Source organism: Curvibacter sp. Hmag1.1 (genome assembly GCF_059769165.1).
In genome coordinates this window covers 2,239,085-2,263,780 of sequence record NZ_JBMBGX010000002.1, presented here as the reverse complement: position 1 = coordinate 2,263,780, position 24,696 = coordinate 2,239,085, and the positions used below count along the sequence as shown (strand labels likewise).

At 59.7% G+C, this 24,696-nt stretch carries 21 protein-coding genes; 5 read left to right on the top strand and 16 right to left on the bottom strand.

Annotated features, from left to right (window positions below):
* Positions 1–65: 65 nt before the first annotated feature.
* The 4 genes from ACOAP0_RS11330 to def are packed head-to-tail and all read right to left on the bottom strand — an operon-like array spanning position 66 to position 2,703.
* Entirely contained in the window at positions 66–425 is a 360-nt protein-coding gene (locus ACOAP0_RS11330; protein ID WP_313868370.1) for an AzlD domain-containing protein, read from the bottom strand.
* Positions 425–1,165, bottom strand: a complete 741-nt coding sequence (locus ACOAP0_RS11325; RefSeq protein ID WP_498376485.1) for an AzlC family ABC transporter permease — start codon at positions 1,163–1,165, stop codon at positions 425–427. Before ACOAP0_RS11325 ends, ACOAP0_RS11330 begins: the two co-directional genes overlap by 1 nt.
* The gene (gene fmt, locus ACOAP0_RS11320) at positions 1,165–2,172 is read right to left on the bottom strand and encodes a methionyl-tRNA formyltransferase (protein WP_498376484.1); all 1,008 of its coding nucleotides are present in this window, start codon (positions 2,170–2,172) and stop codon (positions 1,165–1,167) included. Before fmt ends, ACOAP0_RS11325 begins: the two co-directional genes overlap by 1 nt.
* Positions 2,173–2,193: 21 nt before the next feature.
* Complete coding sequence (gene def / locus ACOAP0_RS11315) at positions 2,194–2,703, bottom strand: peptide deformylase (protein WP_313868367.1); 510 nt, start codon at positions 2,701–2,703, stop codon at positions 2,194–2,196.
* Between the two features lie 141 nt (positions 2,704–2,844).
* Between def and ACOAP0_RS11310 the strand changes: the two genes are divergently transcribed.
* From ACOAP0_RS11310 to ACOAP0_RS11300, 3 genes are all read left to right on the top strand, one after another.
* Positions 2,845–4,062 carry a LysM peptidoglycan-binding domain-containing protein gene (locus ACOAP0_RS11310; RefSeq protein WP_313868366.1) on the top strand — a complete coding sequence of 406 codons (1,218 nt, stop codon included), beginning with the start codon at positions 2,845–2,847 and terminating at the stop codon, positions 4,060–4,062.
* A 24-nt stretch (positions 4,063–4,086) separates the two neighbouring features.
* Positions 4,087–5,253 carry a DNA-processing protein DprA gene (gene dprA / locus ACOAP0_RS11305; RefSeq protein WP_498377772.1) on the top strand — a complete coding sequence of 389 codons (1,167 nt, stop codon included), beginning with the start codon at positions 4,087–4,089 and terminating at the stop codon, positions 5,251–5,253.
* Between the two features lie 89 nt (positions 5,254–5,342).
* A complete protein-coding gene (locus tag ACOAP0_RS11300) occupies positions 5,343–5,840 on the top strand; it encodes a Smg family protein (protein ID WP_498376483.1) in 498 nt (165 codons plus the stop codon).
* Between the two features lie 21 nt (positions 5,841–5,861).
* Here the strand turns inward: ACOAP0_RS11300 and ACOAP0_RS11295 are convergent, their stop codons facing one another.
* The 5 genes from ACOAP0_RS11295 to ACOAP0_RS11275 all read right to left on the bottom strand — a co-directional run bounded on the left by ACOAP0_RS11295 (position 5,862) and on the right by ACOAP0_RS11275 (position 15,501).
* Positions 5,862–8,507, bottom strand: a complete 2,646-nt coding sequence (locus tag ACOAP0_RS11295; protein WP_498376482.1) for a DUF1631 family protein — start codon at positions 8,505–8,507, stop codon at positions 5,862–5,864.
* 18 nt (positions 8,508–8,525) lie between these two features.
* The gene (secF, locus tag ACOAP0_RS11290; protein ID WP_498376481.1) at positions 8,526–9,479 is read right to left on the bottom strand and encodes a protein translocase subunit SecF; all 954 of its coding nucleotides are present in this window, start codon (positions 9,477–9,479) and stop codon (positions 8,526–8,528) included.
* 11 nt (positions 9,480–9,490) lie between these two features.
* Positions 9,491–11,371 carry a protein translocase subunit SecD gene (gene secD / locus ACOAP0_RS11285; RefSeq protein ID WP_498376480.1) on the bottom strand — a complete coding sequence of 627 codons (1,881 nt, stop codon included), beginning with the start codon at positions 11,369–11,371 and terminating at the stop codon, positions 9,491–9,493.
* Between the two features lie 27 nt (positions 11,372–11,398).
* On the bottom strand, positions 11,399–11,728 hold the full coding sequence (gene yajC / locus ACOAP0_RS11280) for a preprotein translocase subunit YajC (protein WP_087495958.1): 330 nt from the start codon (positions 11,726–11,728) through the stop codon (positions 11,399–11,401).
* A 140-nt stretch (positions 11,729–11,868) separates the two neighbouring features.
* Positions 11,869–15,501: an indolepyruvate ferredoxin oxidoreductase family protein gene (locus ACOAP0_RS11275; protein WP_498376479.1), complete on the bottom strand. Its 3,633-nt coding sequence runs from the start codon at positions 15,499–15,501 to the stop codon at positions 11,869–11,871.
* A 118-nt stretch (positions 15,502–15,619) separates the two neighbouring features.
* Between ACOAP0_RS11275 and ACOAP0_RS11270 the strand changes: the two genes are divergently transcribed.
* Positions 15,620–16,129 carry an Lrp/AsnC family transcriptional regulator gene (locus tag ACOAP0_RS11270; RefSeq protein ID WP_498376478.1) on the top strand — a complete coding sequence of 170 codons (510 nt, stop codon included), beginning with the start codon at positions 15,620–15,622 and terminating at the stop codon, positions 16,127–16,129.
* Entirely contained in the window at positions 16,126–16,773 is a 648-nt protein-coding gene (locus tag ACOAP0_RS11265; RefSeq protein WP_498376477.1) for a hypothetical protein, read from the top strand. The genes ACOAP0_RS11270 and ACOAP0_RS11265 overlap by 4 nt, the downstream gene beginning before the upstream one ends.
* Positions 16,774–16,791: 18 nt before the next feature.
* Here the strand turns inward: ACOAP0_RS11265 and ACOAP0_RS11260 are convergent, their stop codons facing one another.
* From ACOAP0_RS11260 to rhaI, 7 genes are all read right to left on the bottom strand, one after another.
* Entirely contained in the window at positions 16,792–18,228 is a 1,437-nt protein-coding gene (locus tag ACOAP0_RS11260) for an FGGY family carbohydrate kinase (RefSeq protein WP_498376476.1), read from the bottom strand.
* A 10-nt stretch (positions 18,229–18,238) separates the two neighbouring features.
* Positions 18,239–18,571 carry an L-rhamnose mutarotase gene (gene rhaM, locus ACOAP0_RS11255; RefSeq protein WP_087495954.1) on the bottom strand — a complete coding sequence of 111 codons (333 nt, stop codon included), beginning with the start codon at positions 18,569–18,571 and terminating at the stop codon, positions 18,239–18,241.
* On the bottom strand, positions 18,568–19,530 hold the full coding sequence (locus tag ACOAP0_RS11250) for an ABC transporter permease (RefSeq protein ID WP_498376475.1): 963 nt from the start codon (positions 19,528–19,530) through the stop codon (positions 18,568–18,570). Before ACOAP0_RS11250 ends, rhaM begins: the two co-directional genes overlap by 4 nt.
* Positions 19,527–20,531, bottom strand: coding sequence for an ABC transporter permease (locus ACOAP0_RS11245; RefSeq protein WP_498376474.1), 1,005 nt, complete (start codon positions 20,529–20,531; stop codon positions 19,527–19,529). The genes ACOAP0_RS11250 and ACOAP0_RS11245 overlap by 4 nt, the downstream gene beginning before the upstream one ends.
* Positions 20,528–22,066, bottom strand: a complete 1,539-nt coding sequence (locus tag ACOAP0_RS11240; protein ID WP_498391408.1) for a sugar ABC transporter ATP-binding protein — start codon at positions 22,064–22,066, stop codon at positions 20,528–20,530. Before ACOAP0_RS11240 ends, ACOAP0_RS11245 begins: the two co-directional genes overlap by 4 nt.
* A gap of 191 nt (positions 22,067–22,257) precedes the next feature.
* Positions 22,258–23,250, bottom strand: a complete 993-nt coding sequence (rhaS, locus tag ACOAP0_RS11235) for a rhamnose ABC transporter substrate-binding protein (protein ID WP_313868353.1) — start codon at positions 23,248–23,250, stop codon at positions 22,258–22,260.
* A gap of 130 nt (positions 23,251–23,380) precedes the next feature.
* Positions 23,381–24,670, bottom strand: a complete 1,290-nt coding sequence (rhaI, locus tag ACOAP0_RS11230; protein WP_498376472.1) for an L-rhamnose catabolism isomerase — start codon at positions 24,668–24,670, stop codon at positions 23,381–23,383.
* Positions 24,671–24,696: the final 26 nt, after the last annotated feature.

Here is a 24,696-nt window from a genome sequence, read left to right as displayed (position 1 = left end):
TGCGTATCGACAACGTAACGGCAACGTACCGCGCTTGTCTGTGTGGGGCCGGTCAGCCCTGCGCCCTACCAGCCCAGCCCTACGTGCAGCGGCAGGTACACCGCCATCCCCGACAGAATGGTGCCCAATACCGCCTGCCCTTGACCGCGCCGCCAGAAGAAATAAGCCAGACCGCCTGCGACCGCATAGAGGCGGGCATCTTTCAGGGTGTGAATCATCTGGCCTTGCAACATCACGATCTCCGGCACGATGACCGCAGACAAGGCTGCAATCGGTGCGTATTGAAGCCCCCGTTGCGCCCACGTCGGCATAACCCAGTCTTTGTCAAAAATGAAGAAAAACGAGCGCGCGACCACGGTCACACAGGCCAGCCCCAGGATGGTGAGCACCGTCCATACATCGGTGTTCGCCAACCAGTTGGCCATCAGGCCACCCGCCGTTCTTCGGTAGCTGCAGAAATGCGCGCTTCCAGGAGCAAACACACCGTCACAGCGGCAGCAATGGCGACCAGAATATTGAGCTTGAGCGGCAAGGCAAAGGCGGCCACCGCCGCCGACCCTGCCACCCCGGCAGATACCCAACGCATGCGGGTGTTGGCCAACGATGCCAACATGCCTACCAAAGCCAGAATGCCGGCAAAACCCAAGCCCCACGAAGTGGGAACAAAGTTGGCCAGAATCACGCCCACCACACTGCTCGTGACCCAGCTCGCCCAGTTGATGCCTCCGTTGCCTGCCAGATAAGCCATCTGCGCTGCGCGCTCGTCCGTGTTGGCGCCGGGTTGGGGATAGTGCTTGGTGAACAACACGTAGGTCAAATCAGCAGACAGGTAACCCGTTACCAGACGTTGCCAGCGCGGCAAGTGCATCAGGTAGGGCCGCAAATGCGCACTGAACACCACAAACCGAAGATTCACACAAAACCCGGTCGCCAGAATCACCCACATGGGAGCGCCCGCCTGAATCAGCGGCATGGCCGCCAACTGTGAACTACCAGCAAAGACCGTAGTGGCCATGAGCAGCGCTTCCACGGTGCTCAGCCCGGACTTGACCATGGCCACACCGGTCATCAAACCCCAGGCCGCAATGCCGGGGGCTAAACCCGCCATATCGGCAAAGCCCCGGTGAAATTCCGGGTGCCGGCGGTTCTCGGCGAGAAAAAACATCAGGTGGCCGGCGCTGCAGAAGCCTGCAACTCAAACTGCGCACCCACCTCCAACGGCATGCCGCGCAAGAAGTCTGACACCGCCATGCGCTTGCCGCCCGGACGCTGCAGCTCCGTGATGATCACTATGGAATTCATAGCAGCCACCGCAATACCTCCGGGCGCAACGGCCACAATGCGTCCATACTCTTCAGAGGCAACACCGTTCCCGACTTTGGCACCCCACACCTTGAGTGTTTCGCCTTGCATCACGGCCGTGGCGCCGGGAAAAGGATTGAATGCCCGGATGCGGCGCACGATGCTGCTTGCGTCATCCGACCAACGGATGGGTGCTTCTTCTTTTTCGATTTTGTGGGCATAGGTCACTCCCTCGTCCGGCTGGCGCCGGGGCTGCAGCGCGCCTTGGGAGGCCAGACCCAGGGTTTGCACAATCATGCGGGCCCCCATCCCTGCCACTTTATCGTGCAGTGTGGCGGTGGTGTCATCTGCCGCAATCGGTAGTGACTCCTTGAGCAGCATGTCACCGGTGTCGAGACCCGCGTCCATCTGCATGATGGTGACGCCGGTCTCCGGATCACCCAGCTCGATCGCCCGGTGGATGGGGGCCGCGCCGCGCCAGCGGGGAAGCAATGAGCCATGGATATTCAGGCACCCAAAGCGTACTCGTCCATCCGCCTGTGGCGCGGCCATGTCATCCAGCACCCATTGGGGAAGGATCAAGCCGTAAGCGGCCACCACCATGACGTCGGCTTGCGCATCAGCGATGGCCTGTCGTGCCGCCACAGCATCTTCAGGAAATTTGCCATCCAGCCGCAGACTGCGCGGCTGCGCCACCGGTATGGAATGCTCAAGCGCAAACTGCTTGACTGCGGAAGCCTGGAGTTTCATGCCCCGACCGGCCGGCCGGTCGGGCTGACTCATCACGAGGGCAATGGTGTGCCCGGCAGCATGCAATTCGGCCAGTGCAAGACGGGCGAACTCGGGAGTCCCGGCAAAAATGATGCGCAAAGGGCGCTGCAACGCCGGCACTTAGCGCGCTTCCTCACGCTTGGCTTTGATCATTTTGGTTTTGATGCGGTTGCGCTTCAGTGGCGAGAGGTACTCCACGAACACTTTTCCCATCAAATGGTCCATTTCGTGCTGAATGCAAACCGCCAACAGGCCATCCGCTTCAATGACACGACTTTGGCCATTTGCGTCCAGCGCCTTGCAATGCACGGCGTCAAAGCGCGTCACTCCGTCATAAATGCCGGGGACTGACAGACAGCCCTCTTCGTTAAGGTGGGTGGTCGGGCTGGTCCAAACGAGTTCCGGGTTGATCAGGACCATGGGTTGGTCACGATCCTCGGACACGTCAATCACGATCACGCGCTCATGCACATCGATCTGGGTAGCCGCGAGGCCAATGCCTTTAGCGTCGTACATGGTTTCAAGCATGTCCGCTGTCAGGGTGCGGATACGGTCATCCACCTGGCTGACCGGCTTAGCCACGGTGTGAAGACGGGTGTCGGGGTAACAGAGAATGGGAAGTAGCGCCATGAATGCAGCCTTGGAGATGTGGGTATTTTCGCCACTTTTACGCTTGCTTGCATTACAGCGAGCCCAAAAACGTTGCTGAATCAAGGGCTTGAGCGCAAAATCGCGCGTAAATTATCAAGTTCACACTCTGATTCGTACTCTATGACGACACACCTGATGGCGAAATCCCGCTTGGCAATTGCCGCCTTGGCTGCACTGGCGGGCGCGCTGGCGACTTCCGCCACGTGGGCGCAGAATTTCCCGATCACGAGCGGGCAGCGCCAAACGGCCACTGCAGTCGCCCAAAAAGGGGTGCCACTGAGTGAGCTGGCCGCCAATGCCCCGGACCGCTACACCGTCAAAAGTGGCGACACACTGTGGGGCATCTCCTCCTTGTTCCTCAAGAGCCCGTGGCGCTGGCCTGAGCTGTGGGGCATGAATCTGGATGAAATCAAGAACCCCCACCGCATTTACCCCGGCCAGATTTTGATTTTGGAGCGCGCCAATGGCGTCGCCACTCTGAAACTGGCCAATCCGGTTGGAGAGAGCGCCGCGGCCCCGGAGACCGTGCGCGTCAGCCCACGGACCCGCTTTGAGACCCTGCCAGACTTCGCGTTGCCCACCCTGCGAACAAGCGTCATTGAGGCATTCCTCGCAGAGCCCATGATCGTGGACGCTGCGGGCCTGAGCGCCGCCGCCCGCATTGTGGCGACGCAGGAAGAGCGCGTACTTCTGGCTCGAGGCGATCGCGCATATGCGCGTGGCACCGAGACTCCTTTGCTGGACAACCAGAACAAGGAGCAACTGTTCCGCGTATTCCGCAATGCGACGCCTTTGAAAGACCCCGGTACCGGCGAAATCCTGGCCTATGAAGCCCAGTACGTGGGCAAGGCGACTTTGGCCCGAGGCGAAAGCACTACTGATGTGAACGGGCCGGAGGGCAGCACCCTCAGTGCGGTCGTTCCCGCCACCATCGACATCATTTCTGCCAAGGAAGAGATGCGTGTGGGTGACCGGCTATTGCCTGAGCCACCCAAGCAGTTTGCAAGCTACACGCCCCGCGCGCCCGAGGGCCGGATCGCAGGTCGCATCGTGTCTGTGTATGGCAGCACGTCCATCGTCAATGCATCCCAAAATCAGGTCGTTGCGATCAATCTGGGTAAGCGGGATGGCATTGAAAGCGGGCATGTCCTTGCAATCCAGAAAGATGGTGCCCGTATCGTGGACAAGTCAGACCCGACCAAACCGCTGATGAAGTTGCCTGACGAGCGCAACGGACTGCTCATGGTTTTCAGTACCTATGAGCGCGTGTCTTATGCACTGATCCTCGAAATCATCGATGGCGTGCGCGTGGGTGACCGCCTGATCAATCCCCGCTGAACTTCCAGCAGGATGCGCCCCGGCATGGATGCGGAGGAGCTGCGCAGCTGGCTGCGCCTTGAGTTGACCAGCGGCGTCGGTAACGTAACCGCCCGCAGTCTGCTTCAGCATTTCGGACTCCCGAACTCCATCTTTGAGGCCACGGAGTCTGAACTCCGGGTTTGTGTCACTGAGCGGCAGGCTGAGGCCCTTCTACAAGTACCGCAGGGCCTAGAAGAGCTGGTTGACCTTACCCAGCATTGGCTGCAGGCAGCTCCCGATCAGCGGCGCGTGTTGACTTTGGGCGATGACGACTACCCACTCGCGCTGCTTGACACCGAAGATCCGCCCCTGATGCTGTATGCAATGGGGCAGGTACAGGACCTGGCTTCCGGTTTCGCACGGTGTGCACAGCGAGGCGTTGCGGTCGTGGGCAGCCGAAACCCCACGCCACAGGGCATTCAGAACGCCAGACAGTTCAGCGCAGCCCTTGCACAAGCCGGGTTGACTGTGGTGTCAGGCTTGGCATTAGGTATCGATGGTGCTGCCCACGGAGGCGCATTAGAGGGCAGCTTCAAGGATGAGCTCGCCACCATTGCAGTGGTGGGCACAGGATTGGACCGGGTCTACCCCAAAGCCCATTTGGACTTGGCCCATCGGATTGCCGCAGGCGGAGTTCTTCTGAGCGAGTATCCGCTGGGAACCCCACCCTTATCGGCCAACTTCCCCAAACGCAACCGCATTATTTCTGGCCTCTGCAAGGGTACTTTGGTCGTCGAGGCAGCCCTGAAATCCGGTTCATTGATCACGGCTCGCATGGCCGTCGAACAGGGTAAAGAAGTATTCGCCATTCCGGGGTCCATCCATTCCACCCAAGCACGGGGTTGCCATGCGCTGATCAAGCAAGGCGCAAAATTGGTGGAATCTGCGCAAGACATCCTGGATGAACTGAATTTGATGACAGATGCGCGGGCCCCGTCGACGTCAACCAATGGTACCGGCGAAGTCAGCCCATCTGCCGCGACTTCCCTCTCTTGGTTAGAGAGCGGCTTGCTGGACGCTTTGGGGTTTGAACCTACCAGCCTTGAGGTACTTCAAAACCGCAGCGGAATGGATACCGCTACGCTGCAAGCTCTCTTGATGGGCCTCGAGCTATCCGGTTTTGTTGCGCGGTTGCCCGGTAGCAAGTTCCAGCGTCTCGGAACAGCCTGAATCGGGCCCAGCACTCACTGATCCGGAGAAAAGACGGGCAGTTCAGACCTGCTCATCCACCGCGGTTTTTCTGGGATATATTGGCTTCCATGTTCGAAGTCCTCGCCTTTGTTTACGAAAACTATTACGCAGAAGATGGTTGCCCGGAGTCGGCTCACCTGCAACGAAAACTCAATGCGGTAGGCTTTGACGAGGGTGAAATCTCTGAAGCCCTTGACTGGTTGTCGGGTCTGGGCAGTGCGGCAAGATTTGCCCGACCAGCTGCGACCGATTCGCCTACCGTGCTGCACAGCACCTGGTTGCACCTTCCATCCAGCCGCAGTGCGCGGGTGTATTCAGTGCAAGAGCAGAACCAGCTGGGTCCCGTGTGTTTGGGATATTTGAGCTTTATGGAGAGTGCTGGTGTCTTGCCGGCGCACATCCGGGAAGTAGTTATGGACCGCAGCATGGCTATTACCAGCGCCCCGATCAGCTTGGATGACTTGAAGATCATCATCCTCATGGTGTTCTGGACTTTCGGGCAGGAACCCGACGCCTTGGTACTGGATGAGCTCCGCGAGAACCACGAAATCCGAATCGTGCACTAAACGCAGAACAGAAAGAGATCCTCAGGCAAGCAAACGTTCGGGATTGGCCTCGAGTTTGGCCAACGCATCGCGCGTAGCGCGCACGGTGAGTGCCTCTTCTTCTTGGGGCAAAAGTAGACCGGCTTGCAAGTACGCCGCCAAACGCCCACCCTGAATCAGGAAACTTTTTCCCGAGGTCGAGGCAAACAGGTTGAGGTGTTTGCGATCGCTGCGCCAGGCAAATTGCACCTGAGTAATCTGGTTGTTGTGGTCCAGTGTGTACCAGGTTCCGAGCTGGAGTTCTTGGGCCCACGCCATCATGGCTGCGGTTGGTTTGGAGCCACCATTGGCCACTACCTCGATCGCCGAGGCATCGATACCCAACATCATTTCGATACTTTCGGCATCCAACGGCAAGTCTCCCATGCCGTCCTCAGACACGAAGTCTTCCAGGTTGCCAAGACGCTGGGCCATGGCGTCAATTTTCGCTTGCGGAATAGCCTGTGTCTTCGACATGAAAGCATCCGCCAAGGTATCGCTGATACGCTTCACATGAGCTTCTTGCTCAGACGGAGCCATGGCCAGCAAGGTCATTCCGGAACGTAAACGGAGCAACAGATTTGGTAAATCCTGAATCACTTTGGCCCGGTCTGCACGGTTGGGCTTGGCACTGGCCGCCCATACAAGATCCGTCGCTGACTTCTTTAACACCAACGTGTCCGCATGTTGCGGACCTTTGCGGACTGCGGCCACAGCCAGGACCTCGGCCCACACCTTGAATAGGAAGTCACGGATCTCGTCACGGACAGGCATGTCCTTGAGCATGTTCCGCATCTCGATCGTGTATTGGATTGCCAGCGTTTCCTTCTGTTCGACTTGCTGAGCAACTCCGACCACCTTTTGTGCGGGACCCTTTTCTGTCAGGAACTTGGACAAAAATTTCTGAAACTCGTCAAAAACAATCTGGTAGACCTTTTTGCCCGTCTCCGGATATTGTTCGATCACCTGAACAATACGCTTGATCTCGGCTTCCATGGCACTTCCATGAACGCCTGCAGCATCAAAACCCATAACGCAGGAACCCATGCGATCAATCAGCATACGGGCCGGGTGAGTTGCTGTACCAAAAAAGTCAGGGTCCTCCAAGGCCACGCGCAGAACCGGCATCTGCAAACGGGCAAACCAGACGCGGATTCCGGGCGGAATGCGCTCCTCCGCGAGGATGGCCTGAAACATGAGCGCCACGATCTCAATGGTCGCTTTCTCACCTTTGGTTTCTGCTTTTTTCTTCAGTTCGGCAGACTTCTCACGCAAGTCGCCCGCAACTTTCGCAACGCCCGCGGGACTGTAATCTTCGTACATCGTGCCACCAGCAGCGTACCCTACCCCACCAGCCGGCTGATAAGCCATGGCAGCCGCCAAGGCTGGAGACGGCGCGTGATGTTCTGTGCCCACAAAGTCGCCACCGCCATGTGCTACAAACAATTTACGGATTTGTCCGATGACACCTTGCGCTCGACTCCTTGCACGTGCCAAAGGCGTTGTAGCAGTCAGCATACGGGTCTCTTCAGCGGCTCCATAGGCCTGCCCGGGGGTGCTACTCGCACCAGACGACTGGCGCCAGAAGGGCGTGGGGGTCGAAGTACTGACTCCTTGTGGTCCGGATGCAGGTCCACTCGCCATGCCGCCTGCTGTTGCACCACCTGACGAAGCTCCGCCCCAACCCAAGCGACCACTGAAAAAGCCTCCGCCAGAGCGTGGAGCCGAACTCACTTGCTCTACACCACCATGCCCTGAAGCTGCACCGCCCCTTTGAGGCGCCGCATAACCCTGCTGCAAACCTGCGCGCCCAGTTGGAGACGAGAACCCGGTCGCTCCGTAGCCACCACCCTGCTGGGGGTATTGGCCTTGGGCGAACTGGCCTTGCGAATATCCCGCATCGCCATAGCCCATGTCCCCATAGCCACTGGAGCCATGTTCCTGAGGGGGGGTGTCGACACCGGGTACCTGGGCACGCGGTCGCGGAGAAGCTGACTTGGTGGGTGACTTGACGCGGTCTTTCAACTCAATGGTCGGCATCACACCTTTGCTGATCAGCAAATCGTTGGCATTTTTGTAGGCCACGACCAAGCGCTCAATCAGAAGGCGCTGCACCACCTCGGTGACCATTGGCCATGACTCTCCGGGCATCCCGGATTTCGCCCACTGTTCGACGAGCAGGAGGACCAGAACTTCGGGCCTCAATAGATCGTGCCCTTCCAGATCCTCCGTCCCCTCAAGGTACTTGATGCGGATGCGCAAGTCATCCAACTGGGGCAATACTTTTTCGTTCACCGCCAACACCATGCGTGAGGCGAGAATCTTGTTCTCCACCACCTCGGTGCCTACCAGCTCCAAACCTGCAGACTCCAAGCCCGATGCCTTCTTCTGCTTGGGCGGCTCCAGGCAATCACGCCAGACCTTGGTGGTTCCGTCTATCCATACCGGCCGACTTTGCTTGTAGGCCATCCAGATATCCCGGCGCAACTGAGACTCACGAGCGTTGGTCAGCTCATCCATCAGCGTGGTCAAACGCTCCTGGACTGCCCCACTGATCTCCAGCAGTGCCTTGCCGGCCTCAGCAAGAAATCGCTCACGCAGTGCGCGCGTAAGCTGCAAACGGGGGGAGAGCGTGGGACCGGTAGCCATCGTCGTGTTCAGTTGTCTTTAGACAGTAGCACCCGCATTCGGATCGTTGGGGTCAGCATCTTTTTTAACGCCTCCCTTTACCAAGTCTTCGCGTTGAATGCCCAGCCACATCGCAATAGCTGCCGCAACGAAGACTGAGGAATAAATGCCGAACAAAATCCCGATAGTCAATGCCAAGGCGAAGTAATGCAAGGTGGCACCGCCGAATACCAGCATGGAAAGCACCATCAATTGCGTGGAGCCGTGGGTAATGATCGTGCGGCTGATGGTTGAAGTGATGGCGTTATCGATGATCTGTTCAGTGTTCATCTTCCGGTAGCGACGGAAGTTCTCGCGGATACGGTCAAAGATCACCACCGATTCGTTCACGGAATAACCCAGGACCGCCAATACGGCCGCCAATACGGGCAAGGAAAATTCCCACTGAAAGAACGCAAAGAAGCCAAGAATGATGATCACATCATGCAAGTTGGCGATGATGGCTGCCACCGCAAACTTCCACTCGAACCGGATGGCAAGGTAGATCATGATGCCCACCACCACAAAGGCCAGAGCTTTCAAGCCGTCAGCCGCGAGTTCATCACCTACTTGGGGGCCCACAAATTCCGTGCGGCGCAAGGTCGCGCTGGCATCTGAAGCTTTAAGGGCAGACAACACCTTGTCACTTTGCTGGCCAGAAGTGCTGCCCTTTTGCACCGGCATGCGGATCAACACATCCTGTGCAGTACCGAAGTTCTGAACCTGGACGTCATTGATGCCCAAGCTCGCTACCGTGCTCCGAATGTTGTCCAGATTAGCCGGCTGGGAATAACTGACTTCCATCAAGGTGCCGCCAGTGAACTCCACCGACAAATGCAACCCGCGCGAAAACAGGAAAAACACGGCCGCCACAAAGGTGACGAACGAGATCAGATTGAAAATCAAAGCATTCCGCATAAACGGAATGTCACGGCGGATTTTGAAGAATTCCATGACTTTTCCCTTTAGTTGGTGGTGACCTGCTGCCCAGCATCAGGACGCCAAACGGTACCGATGGAAACCGTTTTCAACTTCTTTTGGCGACCGTACCACAAATTCACCACGCCACGCGAGAAGAAGACGCCGGAGAACATGCTCGTCAAAATGCCCAAACAGTGAACCACTGCAAAACCACGTACCGGACCGGAACCGAATGCCAGCAAGGCCAAGCCGGCAATCAGCGTAGTGACGTTGGAGTCGATGATGGTGGCCCATGCGCGGTCGTAACCGGCGTGGATGGCAGCTTGTGGCGACGCGCCATTGCGCAACTCTTCGCGCACCCGCTCGTTAATCAGCACGTTCGCGTCAATCGCCATACCCAGCACTAACGCCATCGCGGCCATACCCGGCAGGGTCAGGGTGGCTTGCAACATGGACAAGACCGCCACCAACAGCAGCAAGTTGAACGCAAGCGCAATACTGGAGATCATGCCGAACAGCATGTAATAGACGCACATGAAAATGGCCACGGCGGTAAAGCCCCAAGAAACGCTCTGGAAGCCCTTGGCAATGTTTTCAGCACCTAAGCTCGGACCAATGGTGCGCTCTTCAATGATTTCCATGGGCGCCGCCAATGAGCCGGCGCGAAGCAACAGGGCAGTGTCAGCCGCCTCTACGGTCGTCATGCGACCGGAAATCTGTACACGCCCGCCGCTGATTTCAGAGCGGATGACTGGAGCGGTTACCACCTCGCCCTTGCCCTTTTCGAACAAAAGGATGGCCATGCGCTTGTTGATGTTCTCGCGGGTGACGTCACGGAAAATGCGCGCACCCTTGGCATCCAAGGACAGGTTGACTGTGGGTTCCTGGGTCTGGCTATCGAAGCCAGGTTGAGCATCCGTAAGGTTCTCACCGGTGAGGATCACCTGTTTCTTGACGATCACAGGGCGCCCTTCGCGATCCAGATAGCGTTCCGAGCCAAAAGGCACCGGGCCGGTTCCGGTTTCGGCAGAGCGCGCCTCGGTACCCTCGTCTACGAGCCGGACTTCCAGCGTTGCTGTCCGGCCCAGAATGTCTTTGGCCTTGGCCGTGTCTTGCACACCGGGCAACTGCACCACGATGCGGTCCAGGCCTTGCTGCTGAATCACCGGCTCGGCCACGCCCAGCTCATTGATACGGTTGTGCAGCGTGGTGATGTTCTGCTTGAGCGCCTGTTCTTGAATCGTCTTGGCAGACACCGGCTTGATGCTGGCTACCAGCTTCACATCGGCGCCGTCCGTGGAGGACACAGTTTCGAGATCGGCGAATTGGTCTTGGATGATGCGCTTGGCGGCATCCGCCGTGGCAGCGTCACGGAAACGCACTTCCACCGTTTGTGCATTGCGGGAAATACCGCTGTGACGCACATTTTTCTCACGCAATACGGTGCGGATATCCCCGGCGAGTGATTCAGCACGCTTGGTCAGCGCTGCCTGCATGTCCACCTGGAGCATGAAATGCACGCCGCCGCGCAAATCCAGCCCCAGATACATGGGAGATGCATGCAATGCTGTCAGCCATGCGGGGGAACGGGACAACAGGTTCAAGGCCACGATATAAGCCGGATCGGTCGCATCCGGGTTAATCGCCTTCTGGATGGCGTCTTTGGCTTTGAGCTGGGTATCGGTATCAGCAAAGCGGGCCTTGACGGAAGTGCCTTCCAAAGCCACCGCGTCTGCGGTCAAGCCGGCGTCCTTCAAGGTTTGTTCAACCCTGGCCAGAACTGCGGTGTCGACCTTCACGGACGATTTGGCCGCAGAGACTTGAACCGCGGGTGACTCGCCGAACAAATTGGGCAGGGCATACAAGCCACTGACCACCAGCGCGACCAGAATGATCGCGTACTTCCACACCGGATAACGGTTCATGATCGCGCTTTGCTTCGGGTTGACGACTTACTTGATGGAGCCCTTGGGCAGTACTTGCACTACCGCGCTGCGCTGCACCTGAACTTCCACGCCGCTGGCCACTTCCAGACCCACATAGCTGTCACCCAACTTGCTGACTTTGCCGAGCACGCCACCAGCGGTCACGACTTCATCGCCCTTGGCCAGCGCATCAATCATGGCGCGATGCTCTTTTTGCTTTTTCATTTGGGGGCGGATCATCACAAAGTACAGCACCACAAACATCAGCACCAGGGGCAACATGCTCATCAAGGAGGATTGCATATCACCTCCGGCAGCGGCGGGAGCAGTTTGGGCAAAAGCAGAAGAAATGAACACAGGCAAACTCCACAAAAGGGAACAAAACAAAAACGTTTGCGGCTGCGGGCATGCCCGCGCGCACGCGGACCGGCCTGTGGCCAGACAACCGGTCATTGTAAGCGGGGGAAAAGGCCCGCCCGTGAAGGGCGGGCATGGCCCTAAGCAGCCCGGGCTTGTTGGGCTTGATCCAGAGTGCGGTAGCGCGCCAACAGCTCAGCCCACTGGACTTTGGCCGACCTCAGGTGCCGGGCCTTGACATGGCCATAGCCGCGGATGTGCTCGGGGACTTTGGCAAACGCGACGGCGGCGCTCAGGTTGCCGAGGTTCAATGAGGGCAACATGCTCTTGATAGCCTCGCGGTATTCAACGATCAGGGCCCGCTCTTCGCGGCGCTCTTCCGTGTAACCGAACACATCCAAAGCGGTGCCCCGAAGAACCTTCAACGGGGTCAAGGCCCGGAATGCAAGGCCCATCCAGCTGCCAAAACGCGCCTTCTGCAGCTCGCCCTGGGCGTTCTTGCGTGCCCACAAGGGCGGTGCGAGGTGGTAGGCCAGCTTGAAGTCGCCTTCGAACATGGCGCCAACGCGGGTTTTGAACGTGGTGTCGGTATGCAATCGCGCGACTTCGTACTCATCTTTGTAGGCCATGAGTTTGAAGAGGTAGCGTGCGACCCCTTCAGTCAAAGGCAGCTTGTCACCGCCCAGCACAGCCTCCTTGGCACGCACGTGCAACACGAAGTCCGCATAGGTGCGGGCGTAGGCCGCGTTTTGATAGCCGGTCAGAAACTCCACACGCTGCTGCACCATGGCGTCCAGCGTTTCTTTGCTGCGCGGTGTGAAGGCAATCACTTGCCCTGGGTTGATGGCGCGTTGGACGGCGGGCCAATCTACTGCGGCGCGGCGGCCCCACTCAAAAGCGGCCTTGTTGTTCCCCACTGCAACTGCATTCAGCTCGATAGCGCGCATCAAGGATGCCAGCCCCAAGGGAATCCAGCCCTTTTGCCACGCGTAGCCCAACATCATGGGGTTGGTGTAAATGCTGTCGCCCATGACCTTGGTGGCCACCGCATCGGCATCAAACAGCCCGACATGGCTTTCGCCCACGGTGCGGGTGATGTCGCTCACGCACTGGTCGCCCGGGTTGGTCCAGTCTGCATTCTTCACAAAGCCGGCGGTAGGCACCGTGTTGGCGTTCAACGCCACATGAGTGCGACCGGGCCGCATGCGAATCAGCGTTTCTTTGCCAGCCACTACGACCGGATCACAGCCAAGCACCAAATCTGCGGAAGCCGTACCGACCCGCGTGGTGCGGATCGCGTCCTGCGACGCGCCAATCAACACATGACTCCAAGTCGCGCCGCCCTTTTGCGCCAAGCCACCGGCGTCCTGGGTGACGATGCCTTTGCCCTCCAAATGCGCAGCCACGCCTAGCAGTTGTCCGATGGTGATCACGCCCGTGCCGCCCACGCCTGCCACGATGGTGCCCCACACACCGCCCTGCACCGTTGCAAGGTCGGGAAGCTGCGGGTCCGGCAGCGCCGCCGGCCAGCCACTGGCATCGGTTTGCAGCTTGACCGGCTTCTTCAGGCTACCGCCTTCCACCGTCACAAAGCTGGGGCAAAAGCCTTTGACGCAAGATATATCTTTGTTGCAGGTGCTCTGGTTGATCTGGCGTTTGCGCCCGAAGGGGGTCTCCAGCGGCTCCACGCTCATGCAATTACTCTGTACGCCGCAGTCGCCACAGCCTTCGCACACCAGTTCGTTGATGACTACGCGCTTAGCGGGGTCCACCATGGTGCCGCGCTTGCGGCGGCGGCGCTTTTCGGTGGCACAAGTCTGGTCATAAATGATGACGGTGGTGCCTTTGGTGTCGCGGAACTCACGCTGGATGCGGTCCAGCTCATCGCGGTGTTCGATGGCAATACCCTCGGGCAGCCCCTCGACTGCATCGTATTTTTCAGGCTCGTCTGTCACCACTATGATTTTGATAGCGCCTTCCGCACGCATGCTCTGCGCTATCTGTACCACCGAGTGCCCTTCCGGCCGCTCACCCACCTGCTGGCCACCGGTCATGGCCACCGCATCGTTGTAGAGGATTTTGTAGGTGATGTTGACGCCGGCCGCAATGCTCTGGCGGATGGCCAGCAAGCCGCTGTGGAAGTAGGTGCCATCGCCCAGGTTGGCGAAGATGTGTTTGTCGTTGGTGAAGGGCTGCTGCCCGACCCATGGCACGCCCTCGCCGCCCATTTGGGTAAAGCCATCGGTGCTGCGGTCCATCCAGATGGTCATGAAATGGCAGCCGATACCGGCCATCGCACGTGAACCTTCCGGCACTTTCGTGCTGGTGTTGTGCGGGCAGCCTGAGCAGAACCAGGGCTGGCGAACCGCAGCCGCTGCACCGGAGTTACCCAAGTCAATGACGTGCATGGCCCGCTCTTTGGCTTCCAGAATCGCCATCTGGGCATCGATGCGGGCGCTGGTGTCGGCATCCAGCCCCAGCTTTTTGATGCGCTGGGCAATCGCACGGGCGATGATGGCCGGCGACAAATCCGCATTCGCACGCAACAAGGTATTGGCGCTCGGGTTGGGCATGGACCACTCGCCACCGGCGCCGTAGTGGTCGGGCGTTTCCACCTCGTTGAACTTGCCCAACACTGTGGGGCGTACGTCCGCGCGCCAGTTGTACAGCTCTTCTTTGAGCTGATATTCGATGACCTGGCGCTTTTCTTCCACCACCAGAATCTCCTGCAAGCCGGTGGCGAATTCGCGGGTCAGTTGCGCCTCCAGCGGCCACACCACGCCCACCTTGTGCAGGCGGATGCCGATGCGGCGGCAGGTGTCATCGTCCAACCCCAGGTCCAACAACGCCTGGCGGGTGTCGTTGTACGCCTTGCCACTGGAAATGATGCCGAAGCGGTCATGCGGCCCTTCAATCACGTTGTGGTTCAGTCGGTTGGCGCGGATGTAGGCCAGCGCGGCATACCACTTGTAGTCAAACAGGCGGGCTTCCTGGTCCAGCGCATGGTCGGGCCAGCGGATATGCAGGCCGCCGGGTGGCAACTCAAAGTCGGCCGGCATGCGGGTGAGGACGCGCTCGGGGTCGATGGTGACGGTGGCGCTGGACTCCACAATTTCCTGGATCGTCTTCATGCCGGCCCACACGCCGGAAAAACGGCTCATGGCAAAGGCATGCAAACCGAGGTCCAGAATCTCCTGCACATTAGCCGGGAAGAACACCGGGAACCCGCAAGCCTTGAAGATATGGTCGCTCTGGTGGGCGGCGGTAGAGCTTTTGGAGATGTGGTCATCCCCCGCCACGGCGATCACACCGCCCCAGGGCGTGGTACCGGCCATGTTGGCGTGCTTGAACACGTCTGAGCAGCGGTCCACGCCGGGGCCCTTGCCGTACCAGATGCCGAACACGCCGTCGTACTTGTTACTGCCCGGGGGTGCAAAGCCCAGTTGCTGAGTACCCCACAAGGCGGTGGCAGCCAGCTCCTCATTCACGCCCGGCTGGAACTTGATGTGGTGGGCCTCCAGGTATTTTTCTGCCTTGACCAGCGACTGGTCATAGGTGCCCAAGGGCGAGCCACGGTAGCCGCTGATAAAGCCGGCCGTATTCTTGCCGGCGCGCTGGTCGCGCACGCGCTGCAGCATGGGCAGCTTGACCAGTGCCTGCACGCCACTCATGAAAGCGCGGCCGTGGTCGAGGGCGTATTTGTCGTCGAGGGTGACGGAATCCAACGCCGTGCGGATGTGCGCGGGCAGGTCCCGGTTGAGGGGTGCATTCATGGTGCTTGTCTCCGTGTTTTTGTTCGGCAAAGTGTATGCCCGCAACTCAGATAGGTGTTTGCTTTCTTTGCCTGAAAACCACCTCTCAAAGAACGATTCTTTCTCCATAATGCGTTTTATGGAAACACTTGACCGTTATGACTTGGCCATCCTGAGCGAGCTGCAAAACGATGGGCGCCTCAGCAACGCCGAACTCGCGACCCGCGTGGGCCTGAGTGCGGCGCCTTGCTGGCGGCGGGTGAAGGCGCTGGAGGACAGCGGCTTCATCACCGGATACCGGGCGGAAATCAACCGCCAAAAAATCGGGCTGGGGGTGCTGGCCTTTGTGCGCCTGGACGCCAACCGCAACAGCGGTGATGTGCTGCACGAACTCGAAGAGGCGATACGGCGGATCCCGGAGGTCATCAGCTGCCACTACATTAGCGGCACCGGTACTTTTGAGCTACAGGTGGTCAGCCGCGACCTGAACAGCTTCAGCCAGTTTGCACGCGAGGTGCTGATCAACCTGCCCAACGTCAAAGACCTGCACACCAGTTTTTCGCTGGGCGAGGTCAAGGCCAGCAGTGCGCTGCCCTTGAGCCAGTTACAAGCGCCACCCACAGGCGCCATCATGAAAGGACGCCCATGAACCGCAGAGATTGGCTGGCTTTGGCACTGTTTTGGCACCTGGCGCCCGCAGTGCATGCGCAAGCAGCTATCAATTCAGGAGCAAATGCAACTCCCTTGCCCCTGCGCAATCTGCTCATCGAAGTGAGGCAGGTGCAAACCGAAGATGGCCAGCAGGCGGGCGTAGACCTACAAGGCGGCAGGGTCACAGGCGGCCTGGCGCAAGGCCGGAGCAGCGGCACGGCGGTGCAACAAATCCTTATCCTGAATGGCCGGCCAGCACGCATCGCAGTGCAAACGCAAACGCCATTGCGCTTATTGCAAAGCTTTGTGCGCAACGGGCAAATCGTGACGACCCAAGGGACCGTGCTGATAGAAGCTGGCACGGGCTTTAGTGCGCTACCGCGCTGGGATGGTGGAGATATGGTCGAGGTGGAACTCAACACCCAGCAAGCACTGCGGCCCCTGTTTCCCCAAGCCGGAGCAGTGAATGCGCCACCAGCACAGTCCAGCACCGGCAGCAGCATGCTGCTGCCCTTGGGCGAGTGGATGACGGTGGCAGAGTCCGAGCAGAACCTGCAGAACAATCAGCAGAGCCTGCGTGGCGCGCAGTTGCAGAGTGGCGTGACGCGGACGGAAGTTCAGCTCAGGGTGAGCGTGCGCTGACAGTCCGAACTAGCCACCTCAGTCCAACGCGCGCTGCCATGCTGCGTGGTACTCGCCCAAGCCTGCGACAGACAGCGCTTCAACGGGCATCACATCGGCCGCAGTCGACTTCCCCCACCGTGAGAGCATCCACGCGCCCCGCGCCGTTCCCTCCACCGGGTCGAGGCTGACCAGGCATCGGGCTGCGGGCATGAGCCCCTGCAACGCCCCGAGGTACAAAGCATTTCGGGCCAGCGGCCCTTCTACCAACACGGTGCGTGGCAGCGCACTCCCGCTCCACAGGCGCTCCACCAGCCAAGCAGTCGTCTGTGCACAGTACAGGGCCGCCAGGGCTGCGCGTTGGCCCGCAGCAAGTCCGGCACTGCCTGCATCCGCAAAGGCTTTCGAGCCACACCGGATACTGCCTTCACGCCCACGGAACGGCCCGCCATGTGCCGCAAATGAAGGCAAAGCCATGATCGCCCCGGAGATGAGGAATTGCAGATCTCCGAGGCTGCCCGCATCCCGGTCTGCGCCGGCCAACAGACATTCAAACTCCCGCCCGCCCATGAAGCGTGCGGTCGGCGTGGCGCGGCCCAGTACGTCCACATTCGCCAGCATGTCGCGCTCGGCCTGCAAACCCTGGGTGGGCGCTCCGGGGGCCATCAGCACCGTCCAGGTTCCGGAGGAGACCACGGTCAATGCCCTGCTGGTAGTGGCATCACGGTTCAGTGACTCCAGATAGCGGGCGAGGCAGGCATTGCTGTCGTGCACGCCTATATGCACCACACAGTGCGGCGGCAAGCCCCATGTCTGAGACACCTGTGGCCTCACTGTGCCCAGTACTTCCCAAGCCGAACGCACCGGCGCAAACAATGCGGTCCACCCTTGGCGACTTGCCAGTTGAGAAAATTCACCCGCCTGCGGCAGCCACAGATGCGTGTGGCACCCCAGCGAAGACACTTCGCTCGCCCGCTCACCACACAAGCGCCACGCCCAGTACTGCGGGTACGGCAAGAGATGGCGGGTGCGCTGCCAGGCTTGCGGGTGCGCGCGCTGCACATAGAACAACTGACTGGCCGCGTTCAAGCCTGCGGGCAGATCGGGCGACAGCGTCTGCGCGAAGGCATCTGCAGCGTCCTCAAATTCGCGCGCCCATACAGGGTGCTGTGCCAGCGCATCAAACTCGTAATCCAGCGGCGCCCATGCCAAGCCGGTCTCATCCAGCCCCACCAGCGCCGCGCCATGGGTTGACGTCATCACACGGCTACAACGCACGGTGTTGGCCGAAGCGCTCAGGGTGTGCGACATCCAGTCCTCCAGCCCCTGCACATCCAGAGCCGGATAGCCCAAGGCCGAGAGGACGCTGCGGTTGTCGCGCCCGTGGCGTTCCACCACCTCACCGGCATCGTTGAACATCAGCAGCTTGGCATGGCTTTTACCGATGTCGATGACCAGCGTCAGTTCGTCTTTCACGCTGTGCCTTTCAGTCCAAATGAAACAGGCAGGGCAAGGGCTCGGCAACCGGTGAACCATCCGGGTTGGCGCGCATGATGTCTGCCATATGGGCCCACCAGCGCTGCATCACCGGGTGACGAGGCAAATCCGCCATGGTGTGCCCCGCGGTGCGGCGCAGTACGGCAAAAAGCACCAGGTGCTGCTCGTCCAGATAGATGCTGTAGTCCGAGATGCCGGTGGCTTGAAGCAGCGTAACCAGCTCCGGCCAAATCTCGTCATGGCGCTTTTTGTACTCCGCGACACAACCCGGATTCAGGAACATGCGGAACGCGTACTTCTCGGTGGGTTGTGCCAGACTCATGCCGCTACCCTCCGGCCTTGCAGCAGGCGCGGCAGCACCATGGAGACGATCAACAGGACTCCGATCACCATGGACATCACAATGCCCGTGACGTTGGCCATGCCCATGGCAAAGGTGAACAAGCCCAAGAGCAACACAGCCAGCATGGTGCCCACGATGCTGCCGCGCCCGCCCTCAATGGCGACCCCGCCTAGGATCACCATGGTGATGGCATCAAGCTCCCATCCCATGGCGATGTTGGGGCGGGTACTGCCGATGCGACCGGTCAGCATGATGGCTGCCAGGGCTGCCATCAGACCGGAAAACACAAACAAGGCCAAGCGGTAGCGGTCCACCTCGATACCCGAGAAACGTGCGGCGACAGGATTGGCGCCAATGGCGTAGAGCCTGCGTCCCGCGACCGTACGATGCAGGGTCACGCCCACAGCCAGCGCAAAGACCACAAGAATGGCGAATTCAATCGGGATGATGAGCCAGCGTACACCGATGATTTCACCCACGTAGCTATTGCCCAGGGTGGAGAACACCTCGGGATAGCCGGAAATGGCCTGATCCCCCAAAGCCACGAGTGCCAGACCCCGGTACAGCGACAGCGTGCCGATGGTGACCACAATCGAAGGCAGCTTGTAGCGGGTGACCAGCACCCCGTTCACTGCGCCGGCCACTGCCCCGGTCAACAGTGCAGCCAACGTCATGCCCACGGGCCCGGCCCCTGCCTTCATGGCGTAACCCATGGCCAGGGAACACAGGGCCAGAATGGCGGCAATCGACAGGTCAATCTCGCCTGCGATGATGAGCAGCGCCAAGGCCAGCGCCAGAATGCCTTTCTCACTGAAATTAAAGGTGCTGTCGGCCAAGGCATCCGGAGTCATGAAGCCCGGTTGCGCCAAGCCGAAACCCACCAGCAGTACGACCAGCAACGCGAGTAACACGCGCTCCCATGTATTCCAGGCCTTCATGCCGCTGCTCCTTGAGAAGGTGTTGTGCTGCTTTTGCGCTCCAGAATCTGCCGGCCACTACGCCGCTCTGCACGCGCATTGACAGTGACCGAGATCAGAATGACTGCACCCGCAATCGCCTGTTGCCAGAATGGTGACACCTGGATCACCGGCAAAGCCCCGTTGACCACGCCGATGAACAGGACCCCCAATGCAGCACCTGCCACTGTGCCGACGCCACCACCGATGCTGACGCCACCGATGACGCAGGCCGCCACCACTGTCAACTCATAGCCGGCCGCCAATTCGGTGTAGGCGATGGAGTAGCGCCCCACCCACAACAAGCCGGCCAGGCCCGCCAACATGCCCGACAAGGTATAGACCCGCATCAGGCATTTGCGCGGAGAAATGCCCACATAGGCCGCAGCCAGTGGATTGCCCCCCAGGGCATAGATCTCGCGCCCCTCCCGGCGCAGCTTCAAGAACACCGTGGCCAGCACCAACACCACCACGGCAAACCACACGAGTGCAGGCAGCCCGAGCCAGACCTCACGCGGCAGACCTTTGATGACTTGGTGGATATCCTGGTCAGAGACCCAAGCGCCCTTGCTCGCCACGAAGATGGCGCCTCGATAGGCAGACAAAGTCCCCAAGGTCACCACAATGGGCGGCAAGCCGAATCGGGTAATCAACCAGCCGTTCACGGATCCGAGAAATGCCCCTATAGCCAATGCCAGCATGATCAGGACAGGTGCCGAAGCGCCCGGCCATGCCTTGCCGACCAAGGCACACACCATGCCGGTGAGCGCCAGATTGGAGGCGACTGAGAGGTCGATGCCACGGGTCAGCAACACCAGCATCTGACCCATCACCAGGATGGCAAGGATGGCGGAATCGTTGGCAATGTCCATGCCATTGCGCCAGGTCAGGAAAACCGGCGCACGCACACCCACAGCCAGCGCAATGGCAGCAATGATGGCCAGCAGCAGCCATTCACGCCGTATGGATTTCAGGGCACTCATGCCACCACCTCTTCACATTGAGGCGCCGCAACCGGCTGCATTGCCTGTTGATTCAGGCCCGAGGCCGCTGCCACGATGGCCTCCGCCTGGGCGTGCGCCTTGGAAAACTCGGCCACCTGTTCACCGCGGCGCATCACGATCGTCCGGTGGGCCAGGTTCATGACCTCCGGCAACTCGCTGGACACCAGAATGACGGCCAGCCCCTGCTCCACCATTTCGGCAATGAGGCGATAGACGGCCTGCTTGGCCCCCACGTCGATGCCCTTGGTGGGCTCATCCAGAATGACGATGCGCGGGTCCAGCCCCAGCCACTTGGCGATCACCACCTTCTGTTGGTTTCCACCGGAGAGGCCGGACAACAAAGTGTCCGGCGAATGGGTCTTGATCCGTAGCCGCTCAATCATCCGCTGGCACAAAGCCGACTCGCGAATTTTCGACAACCAAATACCACGGGCGAAACGGCTCAGGCCGGCAAGGCTGATGTTGTGCTCCACCGAAAACCCGAGAATGCCCCCCTGGCGTTGGCGCTCTTCAGGGACATAGGCGATGCCGGCTGCAATCGCGTCACCGGGGCGCCGCGCATCGAGCTTCTGGCCCTGCACTGTGAATTCACCGCTAGCGGCGGGGTTCAAGCCCATGATGGCCAGCATCGCCTCGCTGCGACCGGAACCCACCAGACCATAAAACCCCAGAATTTCTCCACGCCGCAACTCAAAGGCAATGTTGCTGAATTCTGTGGGGTGCGACAAGTTCTTGACCGTCATCACCACATCACCGGGGGTTGACACGATCTGCGGGTAAATCTGGTCGATGGCGCGCCCTGCCATGAGCTTGACCAGTTCCTGCTCCGTCACGCCAGAGATGGCGCCGGAACCCACGGCCGCGCCGTCGCGCAGCACCACGTAGCGGTCCGCCACCGCAAAAATCTCATCGAACTTGTGGGTAATGAAAATCACACCCACACCTTGGTCACGCAGCTGGCGCACGATGCCGTAGAAGTCCCGGATCTCCGCCTGCGAGAGTGCTGCGGTCGGTTCGTCCAAAATCACCACCGATGCCTTTTGGGACAAGGCCCGCGCAATTTCGACCAGATGCCGCTCGGCCAAGCTCAGGTCTTTGACCAGGGTAGTCGCCCTGAAACGTGCGCCAATCTGGTCCAACACCAACTGTGCCTGGATGTTCATTGCCGACCAGTCGATAAAAGGGCCACGCATCAGGTGGCGCCCCACGTAAATGTTTTCGGCCACGCTGAGTTCTTCGAACATCACCGTTTCCTGGTGCACCGCCAGAATGCCCGCGGCCTGCGATGCCTGGGCGTTGGCGAATGTCTGCGGGACGCCCCGTAGTCGGATCACCCCTTCGTCCACCGGCACCACTCCCGTCAACATTTTGACCAGCGTGGACTTGCCGGCACCGTTTTCGCCCACAAGGGCCAGCACTTCTCCGGCCTGCAACTCCAGATCCACCCCGCGCAAGGCATGGGTTGCCCCATAGCGCTTGTGGATGCCTTGCAGACTCAGCAATACATCAGACATTGTGCGAAATCCAACTTTTCATAAAAAAGGGCATCTACCCGAGAGCGATGCCCCACGAACTATTTCACCAACATGGCAGACCGTTGAACACTCACCACCAAGAACACCGCAGAACCGGCTAAGCCGGGCTGCTAGTGTTGCCCCCTGCAAGGGGGGTGGCGAAAGTGCGCAGCACTGCAGCCCGGGGGTGTTTAAAAGAACTTCGCGAACTTCTCCACGTTGGAGGCATCGTACGTGAAGGGCTCCGACATCGCGGCTTCGCCATTCGCATCCAAGGTCACGGTGCCTACGCGGCCCAAGGACACCTTGTCGCCGGCCTTGCCGGTCACTTTGCCGGAGATGAACTGGCTGGCCGCCATGATGGAGGAGTAGCCCAGATCAATCGGGTTCCAGATGGCAAAGGACTTCACGGCACCGCTCTTCACGTGACCGGCCATTTCAGAAGGCAGGCCCAAGCCGGTTACGTAAATGGAGCCGACCTTCTTCTCGTCCTGCACAGCCTTCGCAGCAGCGGCCACACCCACGGTGGTAGGGGCAATGATGGCCTTCAGGTTGGGATAGCTTTTGAACAGGCCTTGGGCTTCACGATAGCTCTTGTCGGTCTGGTCATCGCCATAGACCACGCTGACCAGCTTCAGGCCCTTGTAGGCAGGCTGTGCGAGCACTTTCTTTGCTTCTTCAATCCAGATATTCTGGTTGGTTGCTTGGGCGGTGGCGGAGAGCACCGCAACCTCGCCAGTCGAGCCTATCGCGTCAGCGGTCATCTTCACCAGCTTCTCGCCGATCAAGGGGTTGCTGGAGGGGTTCAGGTGCATCATGCGACCATCCTTGCGGACGCCGGAGTCAAAGGACAAAACCTTGATACCGCGGTCCATGGCGCGCTTGAGCACAGGGGCCAGTGCGTCGGGATCGTTCGCAGAGATCACGATGGCAGATACTTTTTGGGCGATCAGTGAATTCACGATTTCGATCTGGCCTTCAGCGGTAGCTTTGGCAGGACCGGTGTAAATGATCTCGACGTTCTTGAGTTCCTTGGCGGCTTCCTGAGCGCCTTGGTTGGCGGCGTCAAAGAAGCCGTTGCCCAAACTCTTCACCACGAGGGCGATCTTGTCCGCTGCGAATGCCGGGCTGACCAGGGCCGCACTCAGTGCGATGGTCAGCAGTGTCTTGAGTTGTTTCTTCATGCTTGTCTCCTGGAATTGTTAGTAGAAAAATTTGGCACTAAGGCCGGTCTCGATACCGGATGCACAGACCCCCCTTGGGGGGTGTGAACCGGATTCGATGGGGAGTGCGACATTGCCCATGCAATCTCGCTCAAACAATGCCGCTGCTCGGGCCGCTGGCGGGTCGGATGGCCGCCATCTGCTTGCGGTATCCGCTGGCGCGGTAGGCCAGGATAGGGTCGGCAGCGCCGCCAACTTCCATGCGGATCTTTTGCAACAGAGGGGTGACGTCGGTGTGGAAGGCCTGCTTCAGGGTCTGGGCGGCCATCAGCACATCGTTGCTGTCCTGGTAGGCCGTCAACGCGGTGCGATCGACCAACAGGGCCTGTGCATAGCAGCGCTGCACGGTGACGGCGCTGGTCATCAGGCTCTCGATCGGGTCAGTCACGTTGTGCGATTGGTCCAGCATGTAGGCAGGGTCGAACTCTGCCGCTCCGGTTTGTGCGGCATCTACCAATTCGTTGAACACCAAGAAGAGCTGGAAGGGGTTGATGCTGCCGCTGTCCAGGTCGTCGTCGCCGTACTTGCTGTCATTGAAGTGGAAACCGGCGAGCTTTTGGGCATGCACCAAGCGGGCCACGATCATCTCGATGTTGGTATTGGGAGCGTGATGGCCCAGGTCCACCAGACAACGCGCCTTGGGGCCCAAAGTTTGAGCAGCAAGGAGGCTGGAGCCCCAATCCTGAATCACGGTGGAATAGAAGGCAGGCTCGAACATTTTGTGCTCAAGGAACATGCGCCAGTCGCCGGGCAGGGCGTCGTAAATCTGGCGATTGCTGTCCAGATAGCGCTCAAACTGGCGGCGGAAGTGACTCTGGCCGGGGAAGTTGGAGCCGTCACCGATCCACACGGTGAGGGCTTTGCTGCCCAACTGCTTGCCGATATCGATGCACTCGAGGTTGTGAGCCACAGCTTGTGCGCGCACACCTGCATCGGCGTGGGTCAGGCTGCCGAACTTGTAGGAAAGCGGCTGGTCTTTCTGGTCCGAGAAGGTGTTGGAGTTGACGGCGTCAAAGCCCACCCCATGCGCCTTAGCATGCTGGCGCAGCTCTTGGTAATCGCTCACCTTGTCCCATGGGAAATGAGGAGAGACCGTGGGTGTGCACCGTACCAGTTGCTGAATAACTCCACAGTCCTGGATCTTGTCGAACACATGGCGCGGCTCGCCCAAGCCGGGAAAGCGGGCAAACCGGGTGCCGCCTGTCCCCACACCCCAAGAGGGGACGGCCACGGCGAATCTGGCAACCTGATCCTTGAGAACTTCGATGTCCACATTGCGGCGAGCCAGTTGCTCACCAAGAGTCTCAAAGTCGAGATTCACTCGGGCCGCGGCCTGCGCGTTGTGCTCAGCCAGCAACTGGGCATTGATCTGTTGTGTCATGGTGTTCTTTTCGTTTGCGTGCAGAT